Source organism: Kitasatospora sp. NPDC057692 (assembly GCF_042799475.1).
In the GTDB taxonomy this organism is placed as follows: Bacteria; Actinomycetota; Actinomycetes; order Streptomycetales; family Streptomycetaceae; genus Kitasatospora.
Window position 1 is genome coordinate 1 of record NZ_JBHVIV010000043.1, and the last position, 19,028, is coordinate 19,028.

A 19,028-nucleotide genomic window follows, 5' to 3' on the forward strand; every position below is an offset into this window, starting at 1 on the left:
TGACTTTTGGCACGCTGTTGAGTTCTCAAGGAACGGACGCTTCCATCAGGCGGCTTTCACACCGGCCCTCCGGGCGCTTCGTTCTTTCGTGTTTCCAGCTTATCAGATGTTTTCCGCTCCGTTTTCCGGAGTTTCTTTCGTCCGATTTGCTTTGGCCTTTCGGCGCTCCCGAACTCTATCAGAGTTTTTCGGGCCGTTTTCCCGCTCCGTTCTCGAATTTCGTTCGAGAACTTCGACTGGGGGCCGTCCCGTGGGGCAACCCGGAGAACATTACGCACCGGGTTGCCCCACGTCAAATCAGGCCGGGGAGGCTCACACCTCGACGACGACCGGGAGGATCATCGGCCGACGGCGGTAGTTGTCGGCCACCCACTTGCCGATCGTCCGGCGGACGAGCTGCTGGACCTGGCGGATCTCCAGGACGCCGTCGCCCGCCGAGCGGTCGAGCGCCTCCTGCAGCCGGGCCGCGACCGGGACGAACGCGGCGTCGTCGATGCCGGAGCCGCGGGCCTGGATGCTCGGGCCGCCGACGATCTTGCCGTTGGTGGAGTCGACCACCACGAAGCAGGAGATGAAGCCCTCCTCGCCGAGGATCCTGCGGTCCTTGAGCGAGGCCTCGGTGATGTCGCCGACCGAGGAGCCGTCGACGTAGACGTAGCCGGCCTGCACCTTGCCGACGATGCGGGCGACGCCGCCCTCCAGGTCGACGCAGACGCCGTCCTCCGCGATGACCACGCGGTTGCGCGGGACGCCGGTGGCGATGCCGAGGTCGGCGGCGGCCCGCAGGTGGCGCCACTCGCCGTGTACCGGCATGAGGTTGCGCGGCTTGCAGATGTTGAAGAAGTACAGCAGCTCGCCGGCCGAGGCGTGGCCGGAGACGTGCACCTTGGCGTTGCCCTTGTGCACGACCTTGGCGCCCCAGCGGGTCAGGCCGTTGATGACCCGGTACACGGCGTTCTCGTTGCCCGGGATGAGCGAGGACGCCAGGACGACGGTGTCGCCCTCGACGATGCGGATCTGGTGGTCGCGGTTGGCCATCCGGGACAGCGCGGCCATCGGCTCGCCCTGCGAGCCGGTACAGATCAGCACGACCTCCTTGTCCGGCAGGTCGTCCAGCTGCTTGACGTCGACGACCATGTTGCCGGGGACCTTCAGGTACCCGAGGTCGCGGGCGATGCCCATGTTGCGGACCATCGAGCGGCCGACGAACGCGACCTTGCGCTTGTACTCGTGCGCGGCGTCCAGCACCTGCTGGATGCGGTGCACGTGGCTCGCGAACGAGGCCACGATGATGCGCTTCTCCGCGTTCGCGAAAACGTTTCGCAGCGCGGCCGAGATGTCCCGCTCGTGCGGGATGAAGCCGGGGACCTCGGCGTTGGTGGAGTCCACCAGCAGCAGGTCCATGCCCTCCTCCGCCAGCTTGGCAAAGGTCGGCAGGTCGGTGAGGCGGCCGTCGAGCGGCAGCTGGTCCATCTTGAAGTCGCCGGTGGCGACGACCATGCCGGCGGGGGTGCGCACGGCGACGGCCAGCGCGTCCGGGATGGAGTGGTTGACCGCGATGAACTGGCAGTCGAAGGGGCCGATCCGCTCGCGGTCGCCCTCGGCGACCTCCAGCACGTACGGCCGGATGCGGTGCTCGGCGAGCTTGGCCTCGATCAGCGCGAGGGTGAGCTTCGACCCGATCAGCGGGATGTCCGGGTTCTCCCGGAGCAGGAACGGGACGGCGCCGATGTGGTCCTCGTGGCCGTGCGTGAGGACGATGCCGTCGATCTTGTCGAGGCGGTCCCGGATGTAGCTGAAGTCCGGGAGGATCAGATCGACGCCGGGCTGCTCGTCCTCGGGGAAGAGGACGCCGCAGTCGACGATCAGAATGCGGTCCCCGTATTCGAAGACCGTCATGTTGCGGCCGATCTCGCCGAGGCCGCCAAGCGGGGTGATCCGCAGGGCGCCCGCCTTGAGGGCCGGCGGTGCGCCGAGTTCGGGATGCGGGTGGCTCAAAAGACTCTCCTCACGACGCACGCCATATGTCCGGGGTCCTCCCCCGCGAGACATATGGCGTGCGTTCTCAGTGTCGGTTTTCCTACCAGGTCGGTGCTCTCGCGCCTTCGGTCCGGTCCAGCGGCGGACCCGTGGGGGTCCGGCGAGCCGGGGCGCGAACGTCTGTGTCTGTTACAGGTCTACCCCGCCGTCGGCGAGATCCTTCTTCAGTTGCGCGATCTCCTCGGAGGTCGCGCCGACCAGGGGCAGTCGCAGCGGGCCCGCGGGCAGGCCCTGGAGGTCCAGCGCGGCCTTGGTGAGGATCACGCCCTGGGTGCGGAAGATACCGGTGAAGACCGGCAGCAGGCGCTGGTGGACGGCCGTGGCCTTGGCCACATCGCCGGCCAGGTAGGCCTCGACCATCGTCCGCAGCTCGCCGGCGACCAGGTGGCCGACCACGCTGACGACACCGACGGCTCCGACCGACAGCAGCGGCAGGTTGAGGACGTCGTCGCCGGAGTACCAGGCGAGGTCGGAGCGGGCGATCGCCCAGGCGGCGGCGCCGAGGTCGCCCTTGGCGTCCTTGTTGGCGACGATCCGCGGGTGCTCGCCGAGCCGGACCAGCGTCTCGTGGCTCAGCGCGACGCCGGCGCGGCCGGGGATGTCGTACAGCATGACCGGCAGCCCGGTGGCGTCGGCGATCCGCACGGTGTGCCGGTACAGGCCCTCCTGCGGGGGCTTGCTGTAGTACGGCGTGACCGCGAGCAGGCCGTGCGCACCGGCCGCCTCGGCCTGGCGGGCCAGCTCGACACTGTGGTGCGTGTCGTTGGTGCCGACCCCGGCCACCACGTGGGCCCGGTCCCCGACCGCCTCCACCACGGCGCGGACGAGCTGGGCCTTCTCGGCGTCGCTGGTGGTCGGGGACTCGCCGGTGGTGCCGTTGACGACGAGGCCGTCGTTGCCGGAGGCGACGAGGTGCGCGGCGAGGCGCTGGGCGCCGTCGAGGTCGAGGCCGCCGTCGGCGGTGAACGGTGTCACCATCGCGGTCAGGACCCGCCCGAAGGGCGTCTGGGGGGTGGAGGTCGGAGCCATGCGTCCAAAACTACTCGTAGGCGGTGGGGCGACACCCTGGCCGGTCCACGGTTCGGACGGCCACGGCGGCGAACCGGCGGCGAACAGCGGGGACATGGGATTCCGGTGCTGCGTGCTCGGGGGTTCAAGCAGCACCGGAATCCGTGTTCACGAGCGTAGGGAGCGGTCAGAAATGCCGCAATCCAGACATGCCAGACACTCTCCCCGGATGCCCGTCGCCGCAGGTCAGGGGGCGGTCCGGCCGTGCTTCTCGAAGGCCGCATGGGTGAGCGGCATGAGCTCGGCCCACTGCTCCTCCATCCGCTCGGCGACCATCTCGATCTCGCGCTGCGGGAACGACGGAACCGCCGAGTTCTCCCGCTTGGTGCGCAGCGACAGGAAGTGCATCAGCGAGCGGGCGTTGCAGGTCGCGTACATCGACGAGTAGAGCCCGACCGGCAGCACCGCGCGGGCGACCTCGCGGGCCACGCCGGCCTCCAGCATCTCCTGGTAGCGCCCGTACGCCTCGCGGTAGGCGGCCTCCATCGAGGAGGTGACGGTCGCGTGCTGCTCGGGCGTGCCCTCGACGAACTCGTAGCGGCCCGGGCGGCCCTGCTGGACCAGCCTGCGCTCCTCGCCCGGCACGTAGAAGACCGGCTGCAGCTCGCGGTAGCGGCCGGACTCCTCGTTGTACGACCAGCCGCTGCGGTGGCGGTGGAACTCGCGGAAGACGAAGATCGGCGCGCTGATGAAGAAGGTCATCGAGTTGTGCTCGAACGGGGTGCCGTGCCGGTCCCGCATCAGGAAGTTGATCAGGCCCTTGGACTTCTCCGGGTCCTGTTCGAGCGCCTCCAGGGACTGCTCCCCCGCCGTCGAGACCCGGGCCGCCCAGATGACGTCCGAGTCGGCGGCGGCGCTGCGGACCAGCTCCGCGGTGATGTCGCTGCGGAACTGGGGGGCCGTCGTGTCGTCGCTCACGCGTTACTCCTCGCGGGTCGGTCGGCGCCGGTGCCACCCGTGGCGGTGGCCTCGGCGCCGGTGGTGCGGTGCAGCCGGATCGCGTGCTGCATGGTCTTGCGGGCGCGCGGCACGTCGCCGGCGTCGGCGTACGCGACCGCCAGGCGGAAGAAGACCCGCCAGTCGCCGGGGGCGGCCTCGGCCTCGGCCTTGCGGCGGGCGAACACCGCGTCCGCCGAGGCCCGGTCGATCCGCCCGCCGTCGGTGCGCTCCAGCTCGTCGACCGGCAGGCCGCCCTCGGCCTCCAGCTCGCGGGCCAGCCGCTCGCTGTCCCGGCCGAAGCGAACCGTCTGGCGCAGGAACCAGAAGCCGATGACCGGGATGACGAAGGCGCACAGGCCCATGCCGATGCCCAGCGGCTTGCCGGTGGCGATGAGCTGGACGCCCTCGCCGACGCAGATCAGCGCGACCAGCGCCAGGACGCCGGAGAGGACGAAGAAGCCGGTACGGGAGGTCATGCCGGGCTCACAGGTCCAGGAAGTGCTCAAGGCCCAGGGTGAGCCCGGGCGTCTCCACGACCTTGCGCACGCCGAGCAGGATGCCCGGCATGAAGCTGCTGTGGTGCAGCGAGTCGTGCCGGATGGTGAGGGTCTCGCCGGTGTCGCCGAACATCACCTGCTGGTGGGCGAGCAGACCGCGCAGCCGCACCGCGTGCACCGGCACGCCGTCGACGTCGGCGCCGCGGGCGCCGGGCAGGGCGTGGGTGGTCGGGTCCTGCTGCGGCGGGCGGCCGGCCTCCGCGCGGGCGGCGGCGATCAGCTGGGCGGTGCGGGTGGCGGTGCCGCTGGGGGCGTCCGCCTTGCCGTCGTGGTGCAGCTCGACGACCTCGACCGACTCGAAGTACTTGGCGGCGGTCTGGGCGAACTTCATGCCGAGGACGGCGCCGATGGAGAAGTTCGGCGCGATCAGCAGGCCCAGCTCCGGGGCCTCGTCGAGCCAGCCGCGGACGGTGGCCAGCCGCTCCTCGGTCCAGCCGGTGGTGCCGGTGACCACGTGGATGCCGTGGTGCAGGCAGAAGTCGAGGTTGCCCATCACCGAGTCGGGGTGGGTCAGCTCGACGACGGCCTGCACCCCGGCGTCGGTCAGCTCGGTGAGCTTCGCCTCGCGGCCCAGGGCGGCGACCAGTTCCAGGTCCGGGGCGGCCTCGACGGCCTTGACGGCCTCGGAGCCGATCCGGCCCCGGGCGCCGATCACAGCGACACGCAGCGTCATGGTGGGAAGTCCCTTCAGGCCAGCAGGTCGGCGAGCTTGGCGGCCCGCTTGTCGGTGATCGGACCGATCAGCGCCAGCGAGGGCCGGTACGCCCCCAGCACATCACGGGCGACCTCGTGCACGTCGTCCAGGGTCACCGCCGCTATCCGCGCCAGCATGTCGTCGACCGCCAGGTGGTGGCCGTAGCTGAGCTCGGCCTTGCCGATGCGGTTCATCAGCGAGCCGGTGTCCTCCATGCCGAGCACGGTGGAGCCGGAGATCTGGCCGATCGCGCGCTGCAGCTCCTCCTCGGTGATGCCGTCGGCGACCACCTTGGCGAGCTCCTCGCGGCAGATCCGCAGCACCTCCTCGACCCGCTTGGGCTGGCAGCCGGCGTAGATGCCGAACAGACCGCTGTCCGCGTACGAGGAGGAGTACGAGTACACCGAGTACGCCAGGCCGCGCTTCTCGCGCACCTCCTGGAACAGCCGGGAGCTCATGCCGCCGCCGAGGGCCGCGTTGAGCACGCCCATCGCCCAGCGGCGCTCGTCGTGCCGGGGCACGCCGGGCACGCCCAGCACCAGGTGGGCCTGCTCGGTGGAGCGGTTGAGCACCTCGACCCGGCCCGCGGTGCGCAGCGCCTTGACGCCGCGCCGGGCCTCGGCGGGGACGGCCTCGGACTTGGCGAGCAGCGGCGCGAAGGCCCGCTCGACCTGCCGGACGACCTTGCGGTGGTCCAGGTTGCCGGCCGCGGCGACGACCAGGTGCTCGGGCTTGTAGCGGCGGTGGAAGAAGTTGGCGATCTGGTCGCGGGTGAGCGAGCGGATCGTCTCCTGGGTGCCGAGGATCGGCCGGCCGAGCGGGCCGCTGCCGAAGATCACCTTGGCGAAGAGGTCGTGGACGACGTCACCCGGGTCGTCCTCGGCCATCGCCATCTCCTCGAGGATGACGCCGCGCTCGGCCTCGACGTCCTCGGGGCGGATCAGCGAGCCGGTGAGCATGTCGCAGACCACGTCGATGGCCAGCGGCAGGTCGGTGTCGAGCACCCGCGCGTAGTAGCAGGTGTTCTCCTTCGCGGTGAAGGCGTTCATCTCGCCGCCGACCGCGTCCAGGGCGGCCGAGATGTCCAGCGCGCTGCGCCGCTCGGTGCCCTTGAAGAGCAGGTGCTCCAGGTAGTGGGTGGCGCCGTTGAGCTGCGGGGTCTCGTCCCGCGAGCCGACGCCGACCCAGATGCCGAAGGTCGCGGAGCGCACCGTCGGCAGGGTCTCGGTGACGACGCGCAGGCCGCCGGGGAGGACGGTGCGACGCACGGTTCCGGCGCCGTCCGCGCCCTTGAGCAGGGTCCGGGTCGTGCCGGGGCGCTGCTTCGCCGCCGAGGCCTGGGCCACGGGGGTACCTCCGTAGAAAGCGGTCCGTCGAGAGAGCGTGGGGACAACAGGGTGCGGCCCGCACGCCGCTGGGGGCGTGCGGGCCGCGGGGTTCAGCTAGCGGCGCTTCACTCGGAAGCGGCCTCGGCGTTCTCCTCGCCCTCGATGACCGGGATCAGCGAGAGCTTGCCGCGCGGGTCGATCTCGGCGATCTCGACCTGCACCTTGGCGCCGACGCCGAGGACGTCCTCGACGTTCTCCACGCGCTTGCCGCCGGCCAGCTTGCGGATCTGCGAGATGTGCAGCAGACCGTCCTTGCCCGGCATGAGCGAGACGAAGGCACCGAAGGTCGTGGTCTTGACCACGGTGCCCAGGTAGCGCTCGCCGACCTCCGGCATGGTCGGGTTGGCGATCTGGTTGATCGTGGTGCGGGCGGCCTCGGCGGCCGGGCCGTCGGCGGCACCGATGTAGATGGTGCCGTCGTCCTCGATCGTGATCTCGGCGCCGGTGTCCTCCTGGATCTGGTTGATCATCTTGCCCTTGGGGCCGATGACCTCGCCGATCTTGTCCACCGGGATCTTGATGGTGATGATGCGCGGCGCGTTCGGGGACATCTCGTCCGGGGAGTCGATGGCCTCGTTCATCACGTCGAGGATGTGCAGGCGGGCGTCGCGGGCCTGCTTCAGCGCGGCGGCGAGCACCGACGCCGGGATGCCGTTGAGCTTGGTGTCCAGCTGCAGGGCGGTGATGAAGTTGCGGGTACCGGCGACCTTGAAGTCCATGTCGCCGTACGCGTCCTCGGCACCGAGGATGTCGGTGAGGGTCACGTAGTGGGTCTCACCGTCGATCTCCTGGGAGATCAGGCCCATGGCGATGCCGGCGACGGCGGCCTTCAGCGGCACACCGGCGTTCAGCAGCGACATGGTGGAGGCGCAGACCGAGCCCATCGAGGTGGAGCCGTTGGAGCCGAGCGCCTCGGAGACCTGGCGGATGGCGTACGGGAACTCCTCGCGGGTCGGCAGGACCGGGAGGATGGCCCGCTCGGCCAGCGCGCCGTGGCCGATCTCGCGGCGCTTCGGCGAACCGACGCGGCCGGTCTCGCCGACCGAGTACGGCGGGAAGTTGTAGTTGTGCATGTAGCGGCGGCGGGTCTCCGGGGAGAGCGTGTCCAGCTGCTGCTCCATGCGGAGCATGTTCAGCGTGGTGACACCCAGGATCTGGGTCTCGCCGCGCTCGAACAGGGCCGAGCCGTGCACCCGCGGGATGGCCTCGACCTCGGCGGCCAGGGTGCGGATGTCGGTGACGCCGCGGCCGTCGATGCGGACCTTGTCCTTGATGACGCGCTCGCGGACGGTCTTCTTGGTCAGCGCGTTGTAGGCGGCGCTGATCTCCTTCTCGCGGCCCTCGAACTCGGGCAGCAGCTTCTCGGCGGCCAGCGCCTTGACGCGGTCCAGCTCGTTGTTGCGCTCCTGCTTGCCCGCGATGGTGAGGGCCTGGGCCAGCTCGTCCTTGACGGCGGCGCTCAGCGCGGCCAGGACGTCGTCCTGGTAGTCCAGGAAGACCGGGAACTCGCCGGTCGGCTTGGCAGCCTGGGCGGCCAGCTGGGCCTGGGCGGCGCAGAGGACCTTGATGAACGGCTTGGCGGCGTCGAGACCGGCGGCGACGATCTCCTCGGTCGGCGCCTCGGCGCCGCCCTCGACCAGCTTGATGGTCTGGGTGGTGGCCTCGGCCTCGACCATCATGATCGCGACGTCGCCGTCCGGCAGGACGCGGCCGGCGACGACCATGTCGAAGACGGCCGACTCCAGCTCGCTGTGGGTCGGGAAGGCGACCCACTGGCCGTTGATCAGGGCGACGCGCACGCCGCCGATCGGGCCGGAGAACGGCAGGCCGGCCAGCTGGGTGGAGGCGGAGGCGGCGTTGATGGCCACCACGTCGTACAGGTGGTCCGGGTTGAGCGCCATCACGGTGACGACGACCTGGATCTCGTTGCGCAGGCCCTTGACGAAGGACGGGCGCAGCGGGCGGTCGATCAGGCGGCAGGTGAGGATCGCGTCCTCGGAGGGCCGGCCCTCGCGACGGAAGAACGAGCCGGGGATGCGGCCGGCGGCGTACATCCGCTCCTCGACGTCCACGGTCAGCGGGAAGAAGTCGAAGTGCTCCTTCGGCTGCTTGGACGCGCTGGTGGCGGACAGCACCATGGTGTCGTCGTCGAGGTAGGCGACGGCCGAGCCGGCGGCCTGACGGGCCAGACGGCCGGTCTCGAAACGGATGGTGCGGGTGCCGAAGGAACCGTTGTCGATCACGGCCTCGGCGTAGAACACGTTCTCTTCCACCTGGAAGATCTCCTCTTTCGTACGTCTCCGGGAGAGCGTCCCCGCGCATCGCCTGCGTGTTGACCCTGAACGGTCGGGCCGGTCTTCGATCGAAGCCTCCGGTGTACCCCGCTTCGGTCTGCGGGGCCTCCGGCGGCCACTACCGAGGACCGGCGCCTCTCGGCCGGCCGGGTCCGGACGGGCGGTCCGCGTCTGGACGCTCTCTCGGATGCGGGCGGCTTCCGTTTGAAGCCTTCGTCCCGCGGGGGGTTGGGTCCTGCTGCCTGAGTGGCGCGCTTGCGGCGCCATCACCCGGCATGCCCACAACCCTACGGTGCAATCCTCGGCCACCTGGGGAGGTGCGCGCGAGTTGTTATGCCCGGTCGTTGCGTTCGGACGCCCCGCCGGACGCCCCGGCCGTGCGGCCGCGGCATACGCGCGAGGGGCGGCTCCCCGGTGTGGGGAGCCGCCCCGAGCGGCGTTCTCAGCGGGCGCCGCCGGCGGCACCGCGGCGGATGCCCAGGCGGTCGACGAGCGTACGGAAGCGCTCGATGTCCTTCTTGGCCAGGTACTGCAGCAGACGGCGGCGCTGGCCGACCAGGATCAGCAGGCCGCGGCGCGAGTGGTGGTCGTGCTTGTGCGACTTGAGGTGCTCGGTCAGGTCCGAGATGCGGCGGGAGAGCATGGCGACCTGGACCTCGGGGGAGCCGGTGTCGCCCTCCTTCTGGCCGAACTCGGCGATGATCTGCTTCTTGACGTCAGAGGCGAGAGCCACTGCAACTCCTTACGAGGTTGATACCGAGCGGTCCTGGTCTACGGCACAGGACTCTGGGAGAACTCGGTGTCGTGACGGGCGCGGCCGCCGGTCGTCGTCCCACCCGGGGACGGACACACGGCTGCGCTCGGAGGCCAAGCGTACCAGTGCCGCCGACACCGGTGGCCGGCGGCCCCGGCGGGCGGTTCAGCCGGTGGCTCCGCGGACCAGCCGGTAGACGTCGAGGACGGCCAGCACCAGCGGGACCAGCGCCATCAGGGTGAGGCTGTCCACCAGGTCCAGGATGCGCCCCCAGAACGGGGAGACGCCGAGCCGGGGCACCACCAGGGCGATCGCGGTGAGCACCGCGGCGCCGAAGGCGATCGAGGCGGTCAGCCAGACGGTGCGCAGGTCGGCGCCGGTGGAGCCGATGCCGGCCCGCAGCACGAACTGCGGGGTGTGCAGGGAGAGGCCGACGATCAGCAGCGACAGGCCGAGCAGGCCGGCGATGGTGAGGCTGAAGACCTGCGCGCTGTAGCGGAACAGCCGGGCGCGGAGCATGGTGACGAGGCCGAGGACCAGGGCGAGCAGCTCGGGGAAGGTCTCGTCGGTGAAGCCGAGCACCGCGCAGGCGCCGACGATCACCGCGGCGCAGCCGCCGACCAGGCCGACCAGCACCTCGTGGCCGCGGCGGGCCTGGTGGGCGATCCGCTCGTACTGGACGAGTTCGGCGCGGGCGCCCTCCTCGTCGTGGTCGCGGCCGCGGGCACGGGTCTGGCCGGGGGCGCTGTAGCCGACGGGCAGCCGGGCGAAGCGGGCGGACAGGCCGGGCAGGAACCCGATCACGGCGACGGCGGCGACGCCGGTGACGGCGGCGATGTGGTCGGCCGGGGTGCCGGGCAGCAGCACGGCGGCGAAGGTGGCGAGCGCACCGGCCGCGGCCAGGAAGGCGGCGGCGACGAACAGCGAGTCCTTCTCGGGCAGCAGGCCGACCAGCAGGACGGCGGCCACCAGGACGGCGACGCAGCCGGTGAGGAACTGCAGCCGGCCGGGCCCGTCCAGCGGGCCGCCGGTGGGGGCGAGGACGCCGCTGCCGGCGATCAGGGCGTGCGGCAGGGCGCCGAGGCCGAGCGCGAGGCCGGCCCAGGCGTCCCGGTAGACCCGGGCGCGGACGCCGGCGAAGGCGGTGAGCACCACGGCGACGACGCCGGAGAGCACGCCGGGCAGGCCGTGCATGTCGTGGCGCAGGTCGGAGAACCAGAGGGCGAAGCCGAGCAGGGTGAGCAGCACGCCGGTGCCGATGAGGCCGAAGGCGCGCATCAGCTCGGGGCTCCAGAACCGGCGGTCGGTCTCGCCGGCGGTGGCGATCGCGTCGGCGACGTCGTCGTAGACGGCGGGCGGCAGCGACTCGGCGAACGGGCGCAGGCTGAGCAGGTCGCCGTCGCGCACCTGCTGGGCGGCGAGCGAGCGGCCGCCGTCGAGCACCGTGCCGTCGCGGCGGACCAGGTGGAACCCGGTGGGAGCGCCGTCCGGCTGGGTCTGGCCGGAGAGCCGCAGCACCTCGGGGTAGACGTCCGCGAGCGGGACGTCCTCGGGCAGGGCGACGTCGATCCGGCTGTCCGGGGCGACGACGGTGACCCGGCAGAAGCCGGTGGTGACGGGCGTCGTCATGCCCGCACCTCGTTCGCTCGACGCACTGGGCGCTCCCCCTTGGTGACGGTGCCGCGGCACCGGCGACTGGTCGGTCTGGCCGTCGCGCGGACGCCTGCCGGACGGAACCGGCCCGGCGGGGCCACGAGTTGGCGAGGCGTTACCCTACCCGCTCGGTTCGTGTCCGGCCCCGTGGAGGGCGGGCGGGCCCCGCCCGGGCGGGGCCCCAGTAGGATCGGCCCCTGCGCAAGGCGGCGGGGGCGGCACGCGCCTCCCCCGGGTGCCTGCGGTCGGCGGAGCGGGGGCGGCGTCATACGGGGCGTCCTCACCCGTACGTATCCAGTTGCGTGAGGGCTGATGCCGTGGTGATCGAGCGAAGCGTTCGTGGTCGGAGGGTGGGGCGCGCATGGGCGTGATCACCGTCAAGCGGCCGCCCCGGGCCTATCCGCCCGCGGTTCCGGACGAGCCGGTGGAGCTGGTCCCCCCGCCCGAACTGCCCCGGTCGGGCGGCGAGGACTGGGTGATGAGCATCCTGCCGATGCTCGGCATGGGCGGATCGGCGGTGTTCTTCTTCGCCCCGGGCGCCCAGGCCCCGATGAAGATCATGGGCGGTCTGATGATCGTCTCCACGGTCGGCATGGCGCTCGCCCAGATCGTCCGGGCCCGCAAGGGCGGCTCCTCGGCCACCGCGGACGAGCGGCGCGACTACCTCAAGTACCTCCAGCAGATGCGCCGCCAGGTACGCCGGACCGCCGAGCGCCAGCGCGGCGCGCAGCTCTTCCTCAACCCCGAGCCGGACCAGCTCTGGTCGATCGTCGCGGACGGCCGGCGGCTGTGGGAACGGCGTGCCGGGGACGCCGACTTCGCGCAGATCCGGGTCGGCCGCGGACCGGTGCAGCTGTCCACCCCGCTGGTCGCGCCGCAGACCGCGCCGATGGACGAGCTGGAGCCGCTGTCGGCGGCGGCGATGCAGACCTTCCTGAAGGCCCACGGCACCCTGCAGGACCTGCCGCTGGCGATCTCGCTGCGCGCCTTCTACCACATCACGGTCTGCGGGGACCCGGACACCGTCTACGGCAACGTCCGGGCGATGATCGCCCAGTTGACCACCCTGCACTCGCCGGACGACCTGCTGGTGACGGTGGCGGCCGCGCCCGGCGCGGTGGACGAGTGGGAGTGGACCAAGTGGCTCCCGCACAACCAGCACCGCAAGGAGAGCGACGGCGCCGGTTCGCGCCGGCTGATCGCCACCGGCCTCGGCGAGCTGGAGCTGCTGCTCCAGGACGAGCTCGCCGGCCGCCAGCGGTTCGTCCGGGACGCCGCGCCGACCGCCGACCAGCCGCACATCGTCGTCGTGATGGACGGCGCCTCGGTGCCGCACGACTCGCTGCTGGCCGGCGCCGAGGGCGTGCACGGGGTGACCATCGTCGAGGTGGTCCCGGGCGATCTCGACGAGCCGACCGGGCACCTGATCGTCACGGTCTCGCCGGACGAGCTGGTGCTGCGCTCGGCCTCCGGCGCCACCTACGCCGGCGCCCCGGACACCCTCTCCGCCTGGCAGTCCGAGGCGCTGGCCCGGCAGCTGGCGCCGTACCGGGCCTCGGCCGGCGGCGACGACGAACCGCTGCTGTCCAACCTGGACTTCACCGACCTGATGAACTCCGGCGACCCGGGCTCCTTCGACGTCGCCCGCAGCTGGCGGCAGCGGGCGCAGCACGAGCGGCTGCGGGTGCCGATCGGCGTCGGGGCCGGCGGCGAGCACGTCCACCTGGACATCAAGGAGGCCGCGCTGGAGGGCATGGGCCCGCACGGCCTGTGCGTCGGCGCGACCGGCTCCGGCAAGTCCGAGCTGCTGCGCACCCTGGTACTGGGGCTGGCGATGACGCACTCCTCGGAGACGCTGAACTTCGTGCTCGCCGACTTCAAGGGCGGCGCGACCTTCGCCGGCATGGCCGAGATGCCGCACACCTCCGCGGTGATCACCAACCTGGAGGGCCAGCTCACCCTGGTCGACCGCATGCGGGACGCCATCGAGGGCGAGCTCAACCGGCGCCAGGAGCTGCTGCACCGGGCCGGCAACTACGCGAACATCCACGAGTACGAGCGGGCCCGGGCGGCCGGCGCGGCGCTGGACCCGCTGCCGTCGCTGGTGCTGATCATCGACGAGTTCTCCGAACTGCTCACCGCCAAGCCCGACTTCATCGACATGTTCATCCAGATCGGGCGGATCGGCCGCTCCCTCGGGGTGCACCTGCTGCTGGCCTCGCAGCGCCTGGAGGAGGGCAAGCTGCGCGGCCTGGACACCTATCTCTCCTACCGGATCGGCCTGCGCACCTTCTCGGCCGCCGAGTCGCGGGCGGCGATCGGCGTCCCGGACGCCTACCACCTGCCGCCGGTTCCGGGCGTCGGCTACCTGAAGTTCGGCACCGACGTGATGGACCGCTTCAAGGCGGCGTACGTCTCCGGGCCGTACCGGGCGCCGGGGCAGCAGCGGTCGACCGGCGGTCGGCTGGTGACCGCTCGGCCGGTGCGGTTCACCGCGGCCGAGGTGCCGGTGACCGAGCCGCTGGTGCAGGAGGTCGAGCCGATCCCCGAGGAGCCGGACGACGCCCTGGCGGACACCGTGCTGGACGTCTTCGTGCAGCGGATGGCGGGCCAGGGCCCGGCCGCGCACCAGGTGTGGCTGCCGCCGCTGGACGCCCCGCCGAGCGTGGACCAGTTGCTGCCGCCGCTCCAGGCGACCGCCGAGCGCGGGCTGACCGCGCCGCAGTACGCGGCGCTGGGCCGGCTGCGGGTGCCGGTCGGCATCGTCGACAAGCCGCGCGACCAGAAGCGCGACATCCTCGACCACGACTACGCGGGGGCGGCCGGGCACGGCCTGGTGGTCGGCGGTCCGCGGTCCGGCAAGTCGACGGTGATCCGCGCCACGGTGGCCTCGTTCGCGCTCACCCACACCCCTCTGGAGGTGCAGTTCTACCTGCTGGACTTCGGCGGCGGCGGCTTCCAGTCGCTCCAGGACCTGCCGCACGTCGGCGGGGTGGCCGGGCGGCTGGACGCCGAGAAGGTCCGCCGGATGGTCTCCGAGGTGCACGGCGTGCTGAACCGGCGCGAGGAGCTCTTCCGCGCCACCGGGATCGACTCGATCGGCACCTACCGGGCCCGCCGGGCCTCCGGGGCGCTGCCCGAGGAGCGGTTCGGCGACGTCTTCCTGGTGATCGACGGCTGGAACACCTTCAAGCAGGAGTTCGAGGCGCTGGAGCCGGTGATCGGCGACATCGCCCAGCGCGGCCTGGGCTACGGCGTCCACCTGATCGTCACCGCGGCCCGCTACGCGGAGGTCCGCCCGGCGCTCAAGGACCTGCTGCAGAACCGGACCGAGCTGAAGCTCGGCGACGCCATGGAGTCCGAGGTGGACCGCCGGGTGGCGCAGAACGTGCCGGCCGTCCCGGGCCGCGGCGTCACCGCGGACCGGCTGCACTTCCTCACCGGCCTGCCGCGGCTGGACGGCTCCGGCTCGGTGGAGGACCTGCAGAACGGCGTGGCCGGACTGGTCTCGGCGGTCGCCGGGGCGTGGACGGGCCCGCGCGCGCCGCAGGTCCGGATGCTGCCGGCGGTGCTGGACGGCCACTCGCTGCCGAAGGGCTTCGAGTTCCCCGAGCGGGGTGTCGCCTTCGGCGTGGACGAGGCGGAGCTGGCGCCGGCCTTCGTCAACTTCGAGACCGACCCGCTGTTCATCGTCTTCGGCGACACCGAGTCCGGGAAGTCCGCGCTGCTGCGGATGCTGGTCAAGCAGATCACCGACCGGTACACCCCGGACCAGGCCGGCATCGTGGTCGGCGACTACCGGCGCGCGCTGCTCGGCGCCGTCCCGCCGGAGTACCTGGTGGAGTACGCGGCCGCGCAGCCGGCCATGTCGAGCGTGGTCGAGATGCTGCGCGGGGCCTGCGCGCGCCGGCTGCCCGGGCCGGACGTCACCGCCGAGCAGCTGCGAAACCGCAGCTGGTACAGCGGCAAGGACATGTTCGTGGTCGTCGACGACTACGAGCTGGTGGCGACCTCCTCGGGCAATCCGCTCGCGGCGCTCGCGGAGTTCCTGCCGTTCGCGCGGGACATCGGCCTGCGGGTGATCGTCGCGCGCAGCGCGGGCGGCGCCGGGCGCTCGCTGTACGAGCCGTTCATGCAGCGGATGCGCGAGCTGGGCGGCCAGGGCGTGCTGCTCTCCGGCAACCGGGACGAGGGTCCGCTGCTGGGCACCGTGAAGCCGCAGGCGCTTCCGCCGGGCCGGGGCGTGTTCGTCTCGCGCCGGGTGACCAGCGGGCAGATGGTGCAGACGGGCTGGCTGCCGGTGCCTTAGCCGCCGTTCTCGTCACGGAACGTGTCGAAGGGGTCGGGTCCTCGGGATCCGGCCCCTTCCGCCGTCCCGGGTGCTGAAACGTTACCTAGATCTTTCCGCCGGAGGGCTGCGGTTCCCGTACCCGGCCCGCGGCTCGCCGGGCGGCGCGGGGTGTTCGGGCGACCTGCCTCCGCATCCGAGCGGCACCTTTGAATGGATGCACGCAACACGGCGTTCACCTTGGATTCAAGCGCCACGCGGCGAAAGTAACAAGTCGGACATGCATAGTGATGACGGTTAGTGATCATCAGATCGCATGTTTATGCGTTGCGTGACAACGGATTCCGAAGCGATTCCGCCATTGACGCGATCGATACGGCCAAGGTTCCATGGCGGCCCAGGGAGCGACAGGACCAGAAACCGAGCCAGTCAGCCAGCGGAGGCGATACCGCTCCCTCCCCAGGACCAGCACAGAGCCGATCGGATGCCACATGACCGACACGCTTCGCCCACCCGCCGCCGCGGCCCCCGCCACGGCCGTCGCGGGCGCGCCCGACACTCAGCAGCAGACGCTCAAGCGCTCGATCGGTGTTGTCGGCGGCACCCTGCTCACGCTGTCCTGCGTCACCCCGGCCTCCACGCTCTTCGTGATCGTCCCGGAGCTGTTCTCCAGCATCGGCAGCGCCACCGCGCTGGCCATCGCGATCGGCTCGATCCTCTGCATCGCCGTCGCCTTCTGCTACTCCGAGCTAGGCACCCTGATCCCCAGCGCCGGCGGCGAGTACGCGATGGTCGGCACCCTGGCCGGGCGCCTGGCCGGCTGGCTGGTCTTCGTGCTCTCGCTGATCGTGGTGATGATCGTGCCCTCGGTCATCGCCCTCGGCACCGCCGACTACCTCGCCCCCGTGCTGCACGTCGACAAGCCGCTGGCCGGCGCCGCGGTGATGCTCGCCGCCACCCTGGCCGGCCTGCTGGACCTGCGCGCCAACGCCTGGATCACCGGCATCTTCCTGGTCCTGGAGGTCATCGCGGCCGGCGTCGTGTCGGTGCTCGGCTTCGCCCACGCCAACAGCGGCGCGCCCAGCATGCTGCACGGCGTGGTCACCGGCGAGGACGGCGTCACCACCACGGTGAGCATCGGCGCGATCATCGGCGCCCTCGGCATCGCGCTCTTCATCACCCAGGGCTTCTCCACCGCCGTCTACCTCTCCGAGGAGCTGGAGAACCCGCGCCGCAACGTCTCCCGCACCGTGCTGTGGACGCTGGGCATCTCCGCCGCGATCCTGCTCGTCCCGGTCGCCGCCATCACCATGGGCGCCCCCGACCTGGCGACGCTGAGCTCCGGCGACATCTCCGGCATGGTCACCGCCTGGAGCAACTCCGCGGTCGGCACCTTCATCAGCCTCTGCGTCGCGCTGGCCATCATCAACGCCGGCATCGTCATGGTCATCCAGAACTCCCGGGTGCTGTTCGCCTCGGCCCGCGACAAGGCCTGGCCCGGCCCGGTCAACAAGGCCTTCGGCACCCTGGGCCGGTTCGGCTCCCCGTGGGTCGCCACCCTGGCGGTCGGCCTGCCGGGCGCCGCGCTCTGCTACGTCAAGGGCGAACTGCTCAGCGAGATCACCGGCGTCGCCGTCACCGGGATGTACCTGCTGGTCGCGATCGCCGCGCTGCTCTCCCGCCGCAAGCACCACAAGCACGCCGCCGCCTGGCGGATGCCGCTGTGGCCCGCCGTCCCGGTGGTGCTGATCGTGGTCCTGGGCTACGTCATCACCCAGCTGGACGTGGTGCCGCTGCTGTGGACCGGCGGTATCACCGCCGCCGCCACCCTCTACTGGCTGTTCTTCCTGCGCCCCCGCCAGGACACCCACTGGGTGATCAGCCTCCCCGAGGACCAGCAGGCCTGATCCCCCCGAAACCCCCACCCTCCCCCACACGGCAGTGCCCCGGGCTCCCCCTGGCCCGGGGCACTGCCGCGTCCGCGGCCGCTACGGCTCGCCCGCTACTTCCGGAGCTTCCACTCCGGGGAGAGCGCGATCGCGGTCAGCTGCTCGACGGTCAGCGCCGGAGCGGTGCGGGTGGCCGGGCTGTTCTGGGTGCCGCTGTTGAAGGCGCTGATCACCACCCGCAGGCCGTCCGGGTGCAGGGTGTCGACCGTCCACATCACCGGCTTGCCGGTCGACTTGCGGACCACGACCTTGGTGCCGTCGGCGCGCTTCTCGGCACTGCCGTAGAGCGAGGTGTCCTTGTTGGGCCCGCGCCAGTCCTGCACGTTGATCTCGACCAGGGACTTGCCCTTGCCGTCGTTCACCACGAAGTTGGCGAAGCCCGGCTGACCGCCGGTCTCGGTCTCGGTCAGACCGGCCGGGAGCAGCTTGGCGACGATCGCCAGGATCTCCTCCCGGCTGTACTCCTTGGCGGTCTCCCGCGGCGTGACCGGGCCCGGCTGCGGGACGGCGGCGACCACCCGGTCCCAGGACTTGTCGGTGACGACCGCGGTCAGCTGCTCGGGGGTCAGCGGCGGGGCGGGCCGGGAGACCGGCTGCCCCTTCTCCGCCGGGGAGTTCCACTCGTTCAGCTCGATCAGCCGGCCGTCCTTGCCGGTCAGCTTGGCGTACCAGCGCTTGGTGTCGGCCCGGCGGTCCGGGTACTCGTAGCCCTGGAAGACGGTCAGCGTCCCGCCGTCCGGCAGGGTGGTCGTGGTGCAGGCGTCGTAGGGGACGTACTTCTTGTCCGGGCACTCGTTCTCGGTGCGGCGGGGGTCGCCCTCGCCGAGCCGGGCGATCGAGAGCCCGAGCTGGGCCTTGCCCTTGCCGTCGTCGAGGACCAGCACGGCGCCGGGCATGGCGAAGGCCGCGGGCTTGCCGTCCGGATCAGTGCCGCGGCCGCTGGCCGCGGTCACCTCGCCCTTGGGCAGCAGCGCCTTGAACGTCGCGAGCACCTCGTCGGCGCTGACCGGAGCGGCCTGCGCGGCCGGAGTGGACGGCGCGGCGGCGGCCGTGGGCGCGGCCGAGCCGGACCCGGTGCCGCTGCCGGCGGCCGCGGTGACCGTGGTCCCGGCCGGGGCGCCCCCGGCCAGGTAGACGGTGCCGGTGCCGACCAGGGCCAGCGCGGCGGCGCCGCCGACGACGGCGGTGGCGGAGCGGCGGCGCCAGCGGCGACGACCGCGGGCCAGGCCGCCGGCCGCCAGCTCGCTCGGCCCGCCGGGGCGGAAGCCCTCCCCGGTACGGGTCAGAGCGTAGAGCAGGTCATCCTCGAAGTTGTCCGGTCCGGACATGCGTGATCACCGTTTCCTTCGGTCACGGGACGGGTCGTTGGCGGGACCCGGAGGGCGGCGGGAGCGGTGGTGGCGG

The 19,028-nt window shown here is 71.7% G+C and carries 12 protein-coding genes; 2 read left to right on the plus strand and 10 right to left on the minus strand.

Going from position 1 to position 19,028, the window contains the following annotated elements; translation table 11 throughout:
* Positions 1–312: 312 nt before the first annotated feature.
* The 9 genes from ACFVFS_RS23215 to eccD form a co-directional block, all read right to left on the minus strand.
* Positions 313–1,998, minus strand: a complete 1,686-nt coding sequence (locus tag ACFVFS_RS23215) for a ribonuclease J (protein WP_380626525.1) — start codon at positions 1,996–1,998, stop codon at positions 313–315.
* Between the two features lie 171 nt (positions 1,999–2,169).
* Positions 2,170–3,069 (minus strand): 4-hydroxy-tetrahydrodipicolinate synthase, encoded by a 900-nt coding sequence (dapA, locus tag ACFVFS_RS23220; protein ID WP_380626526.1) that lies wholly within the window; start codon positions 3,067–3,069, stop codon positions 2,170–2,172.
* A gap of 225 nt (positions 3,070–3,294) precedes the next feature.
* Positions 3,295–4,026 carry an FAD-dependent thymidylate synthase gene (gene thyX / locus ACFVFS_RS23225; RefSeq protein ID WP_380626527.1) on the minus strand — a complete coding sequence of 244 codons (732 nt, stop codon included), beginning with the start codon at positions 4,024–4,026 and terminating at the stop codon, positions 3,295–3,297.
* Positions 4,023–4,523: a hypothetical protein gene (locus ACFVFS_RS23230; RefSeq protein ID WP_380626528.1), complete on the minus strand. Its 501-nt coding sequence runs from the start codon at positions 4,521–4,523 to the stop codon at positions 4,023–4,025. The genes thyX and ACFVFS_RS23230 overlap by 4 nt, the downstream gene beginning before the upstream one ends.
* 7 nt (positions 4,524–4,530) lie before the next feature.
* Positions 4,531–5,277: a 4-hydroxy-tetrahydrodipicolinate reductase gene (gene dapB, locus ACFVFS_RS23235; RefSeq protein ID WP_380626529.1), complete on the minus strand. Its 747-nt coding sequence runs from the start codon at positions 5,275–5,277 to the stop codon at positions 4,531–4,533.
* Positions 5,278–5,291: 14 nt separating this feature from the next.
* Positions 5,292–6,644, minus strand: a complete 1,353-nt coding sequence (locus ACFVFS_RS23240; protein ID WP_380626530.1) for a M16 family metallopeptidase — start codon at positions 6,642–6,644, stop codon at positions 5,292–5,294.
* Positions 6,645–6,751: 107 nt separating this feature from the next.
* Positions 6,752–8,959: a polyribonucleotide nucleotidyltransferase gene (locus tag ACFVFS_RS23245; protein ID WP_380626531.1), complete on the minus strand. Its 2,208-nt coding sequence runs from the start codon at positions 8,957–8,959 to the stop codon at positions 6,752–6,754.
* A gap of 463 nt (positions 8,960–9,422) precedes the next feature.
* Positions 9,423–9,713, minus strand: coding sequence for a 30S ribosomal protein S15 (gene rpsO, locus ACFVFS_RS23250; RefSeq protein WP_209416808.1), 291 nt, complete (start codon positions 9,711–9,713; stop codon positions 9,423–9,425).
* 186 nt (positions 9,714–9,899) lie between these two features.
* Entirely contained in the window at positions 9,900–11,363 is a 1,464-nt protein-coding gene (gene eccD / locus ACFVFS_RS23255; protein WP_380626532.1) for a type VII secretion integral membrane protein EccD, read from the minus strand.
* A gap of 385 nt (positions 11,364–11,748) precedes the next feature.
* Here eccD and eccCa point away from each other — a divergent pair, with 385 nt between their 5' ends.
* Both eccCa and ACFVFS_RS23265 read left to right on the plus strand, forming a co-directional pair.
* A complete protein-coding gene (eccCa, locus tag ACFVFS_RS23260) occupies positions 11,749–15,696 on the plus strand; it encodes a type VII secretion protein EccCa (protein WP_380626533.1) in 3,948 nt (1,315 codons plus the stop codon).
* 470 nt (positions 15,697–16,166) lie between these two features.
* On the plus strand, positions 16,167–17,582 hold the full coding sequence (locus ACFVFS_RS23265) for an APC family permease (protein ID WP_380626534.1): 1,416 nt from the start codon (positions 16,167–16,169) through the stop codon (positions 17,580–17,582).
* Positions 17,583–17,677: 95 nt separating this feature from the next.
* Here ACFVFS_RS23265 and ACFVFS_RS23270 read toward each other — a convergent pair whose 3' ends face one another.
* Positions 17,678–18,952, minus strand: coding sequence for a hypothetical protein (locus ACFVFS_RS23270; RefSeq protein ID WP_380626535.1), 1,275 nt, complete (start codon positions 18,950–18,952; stop codon positions 17,678–17,680).
* Between the last annotated feature and the right edge of the window lie 76 nt (positions 18,953–19,028).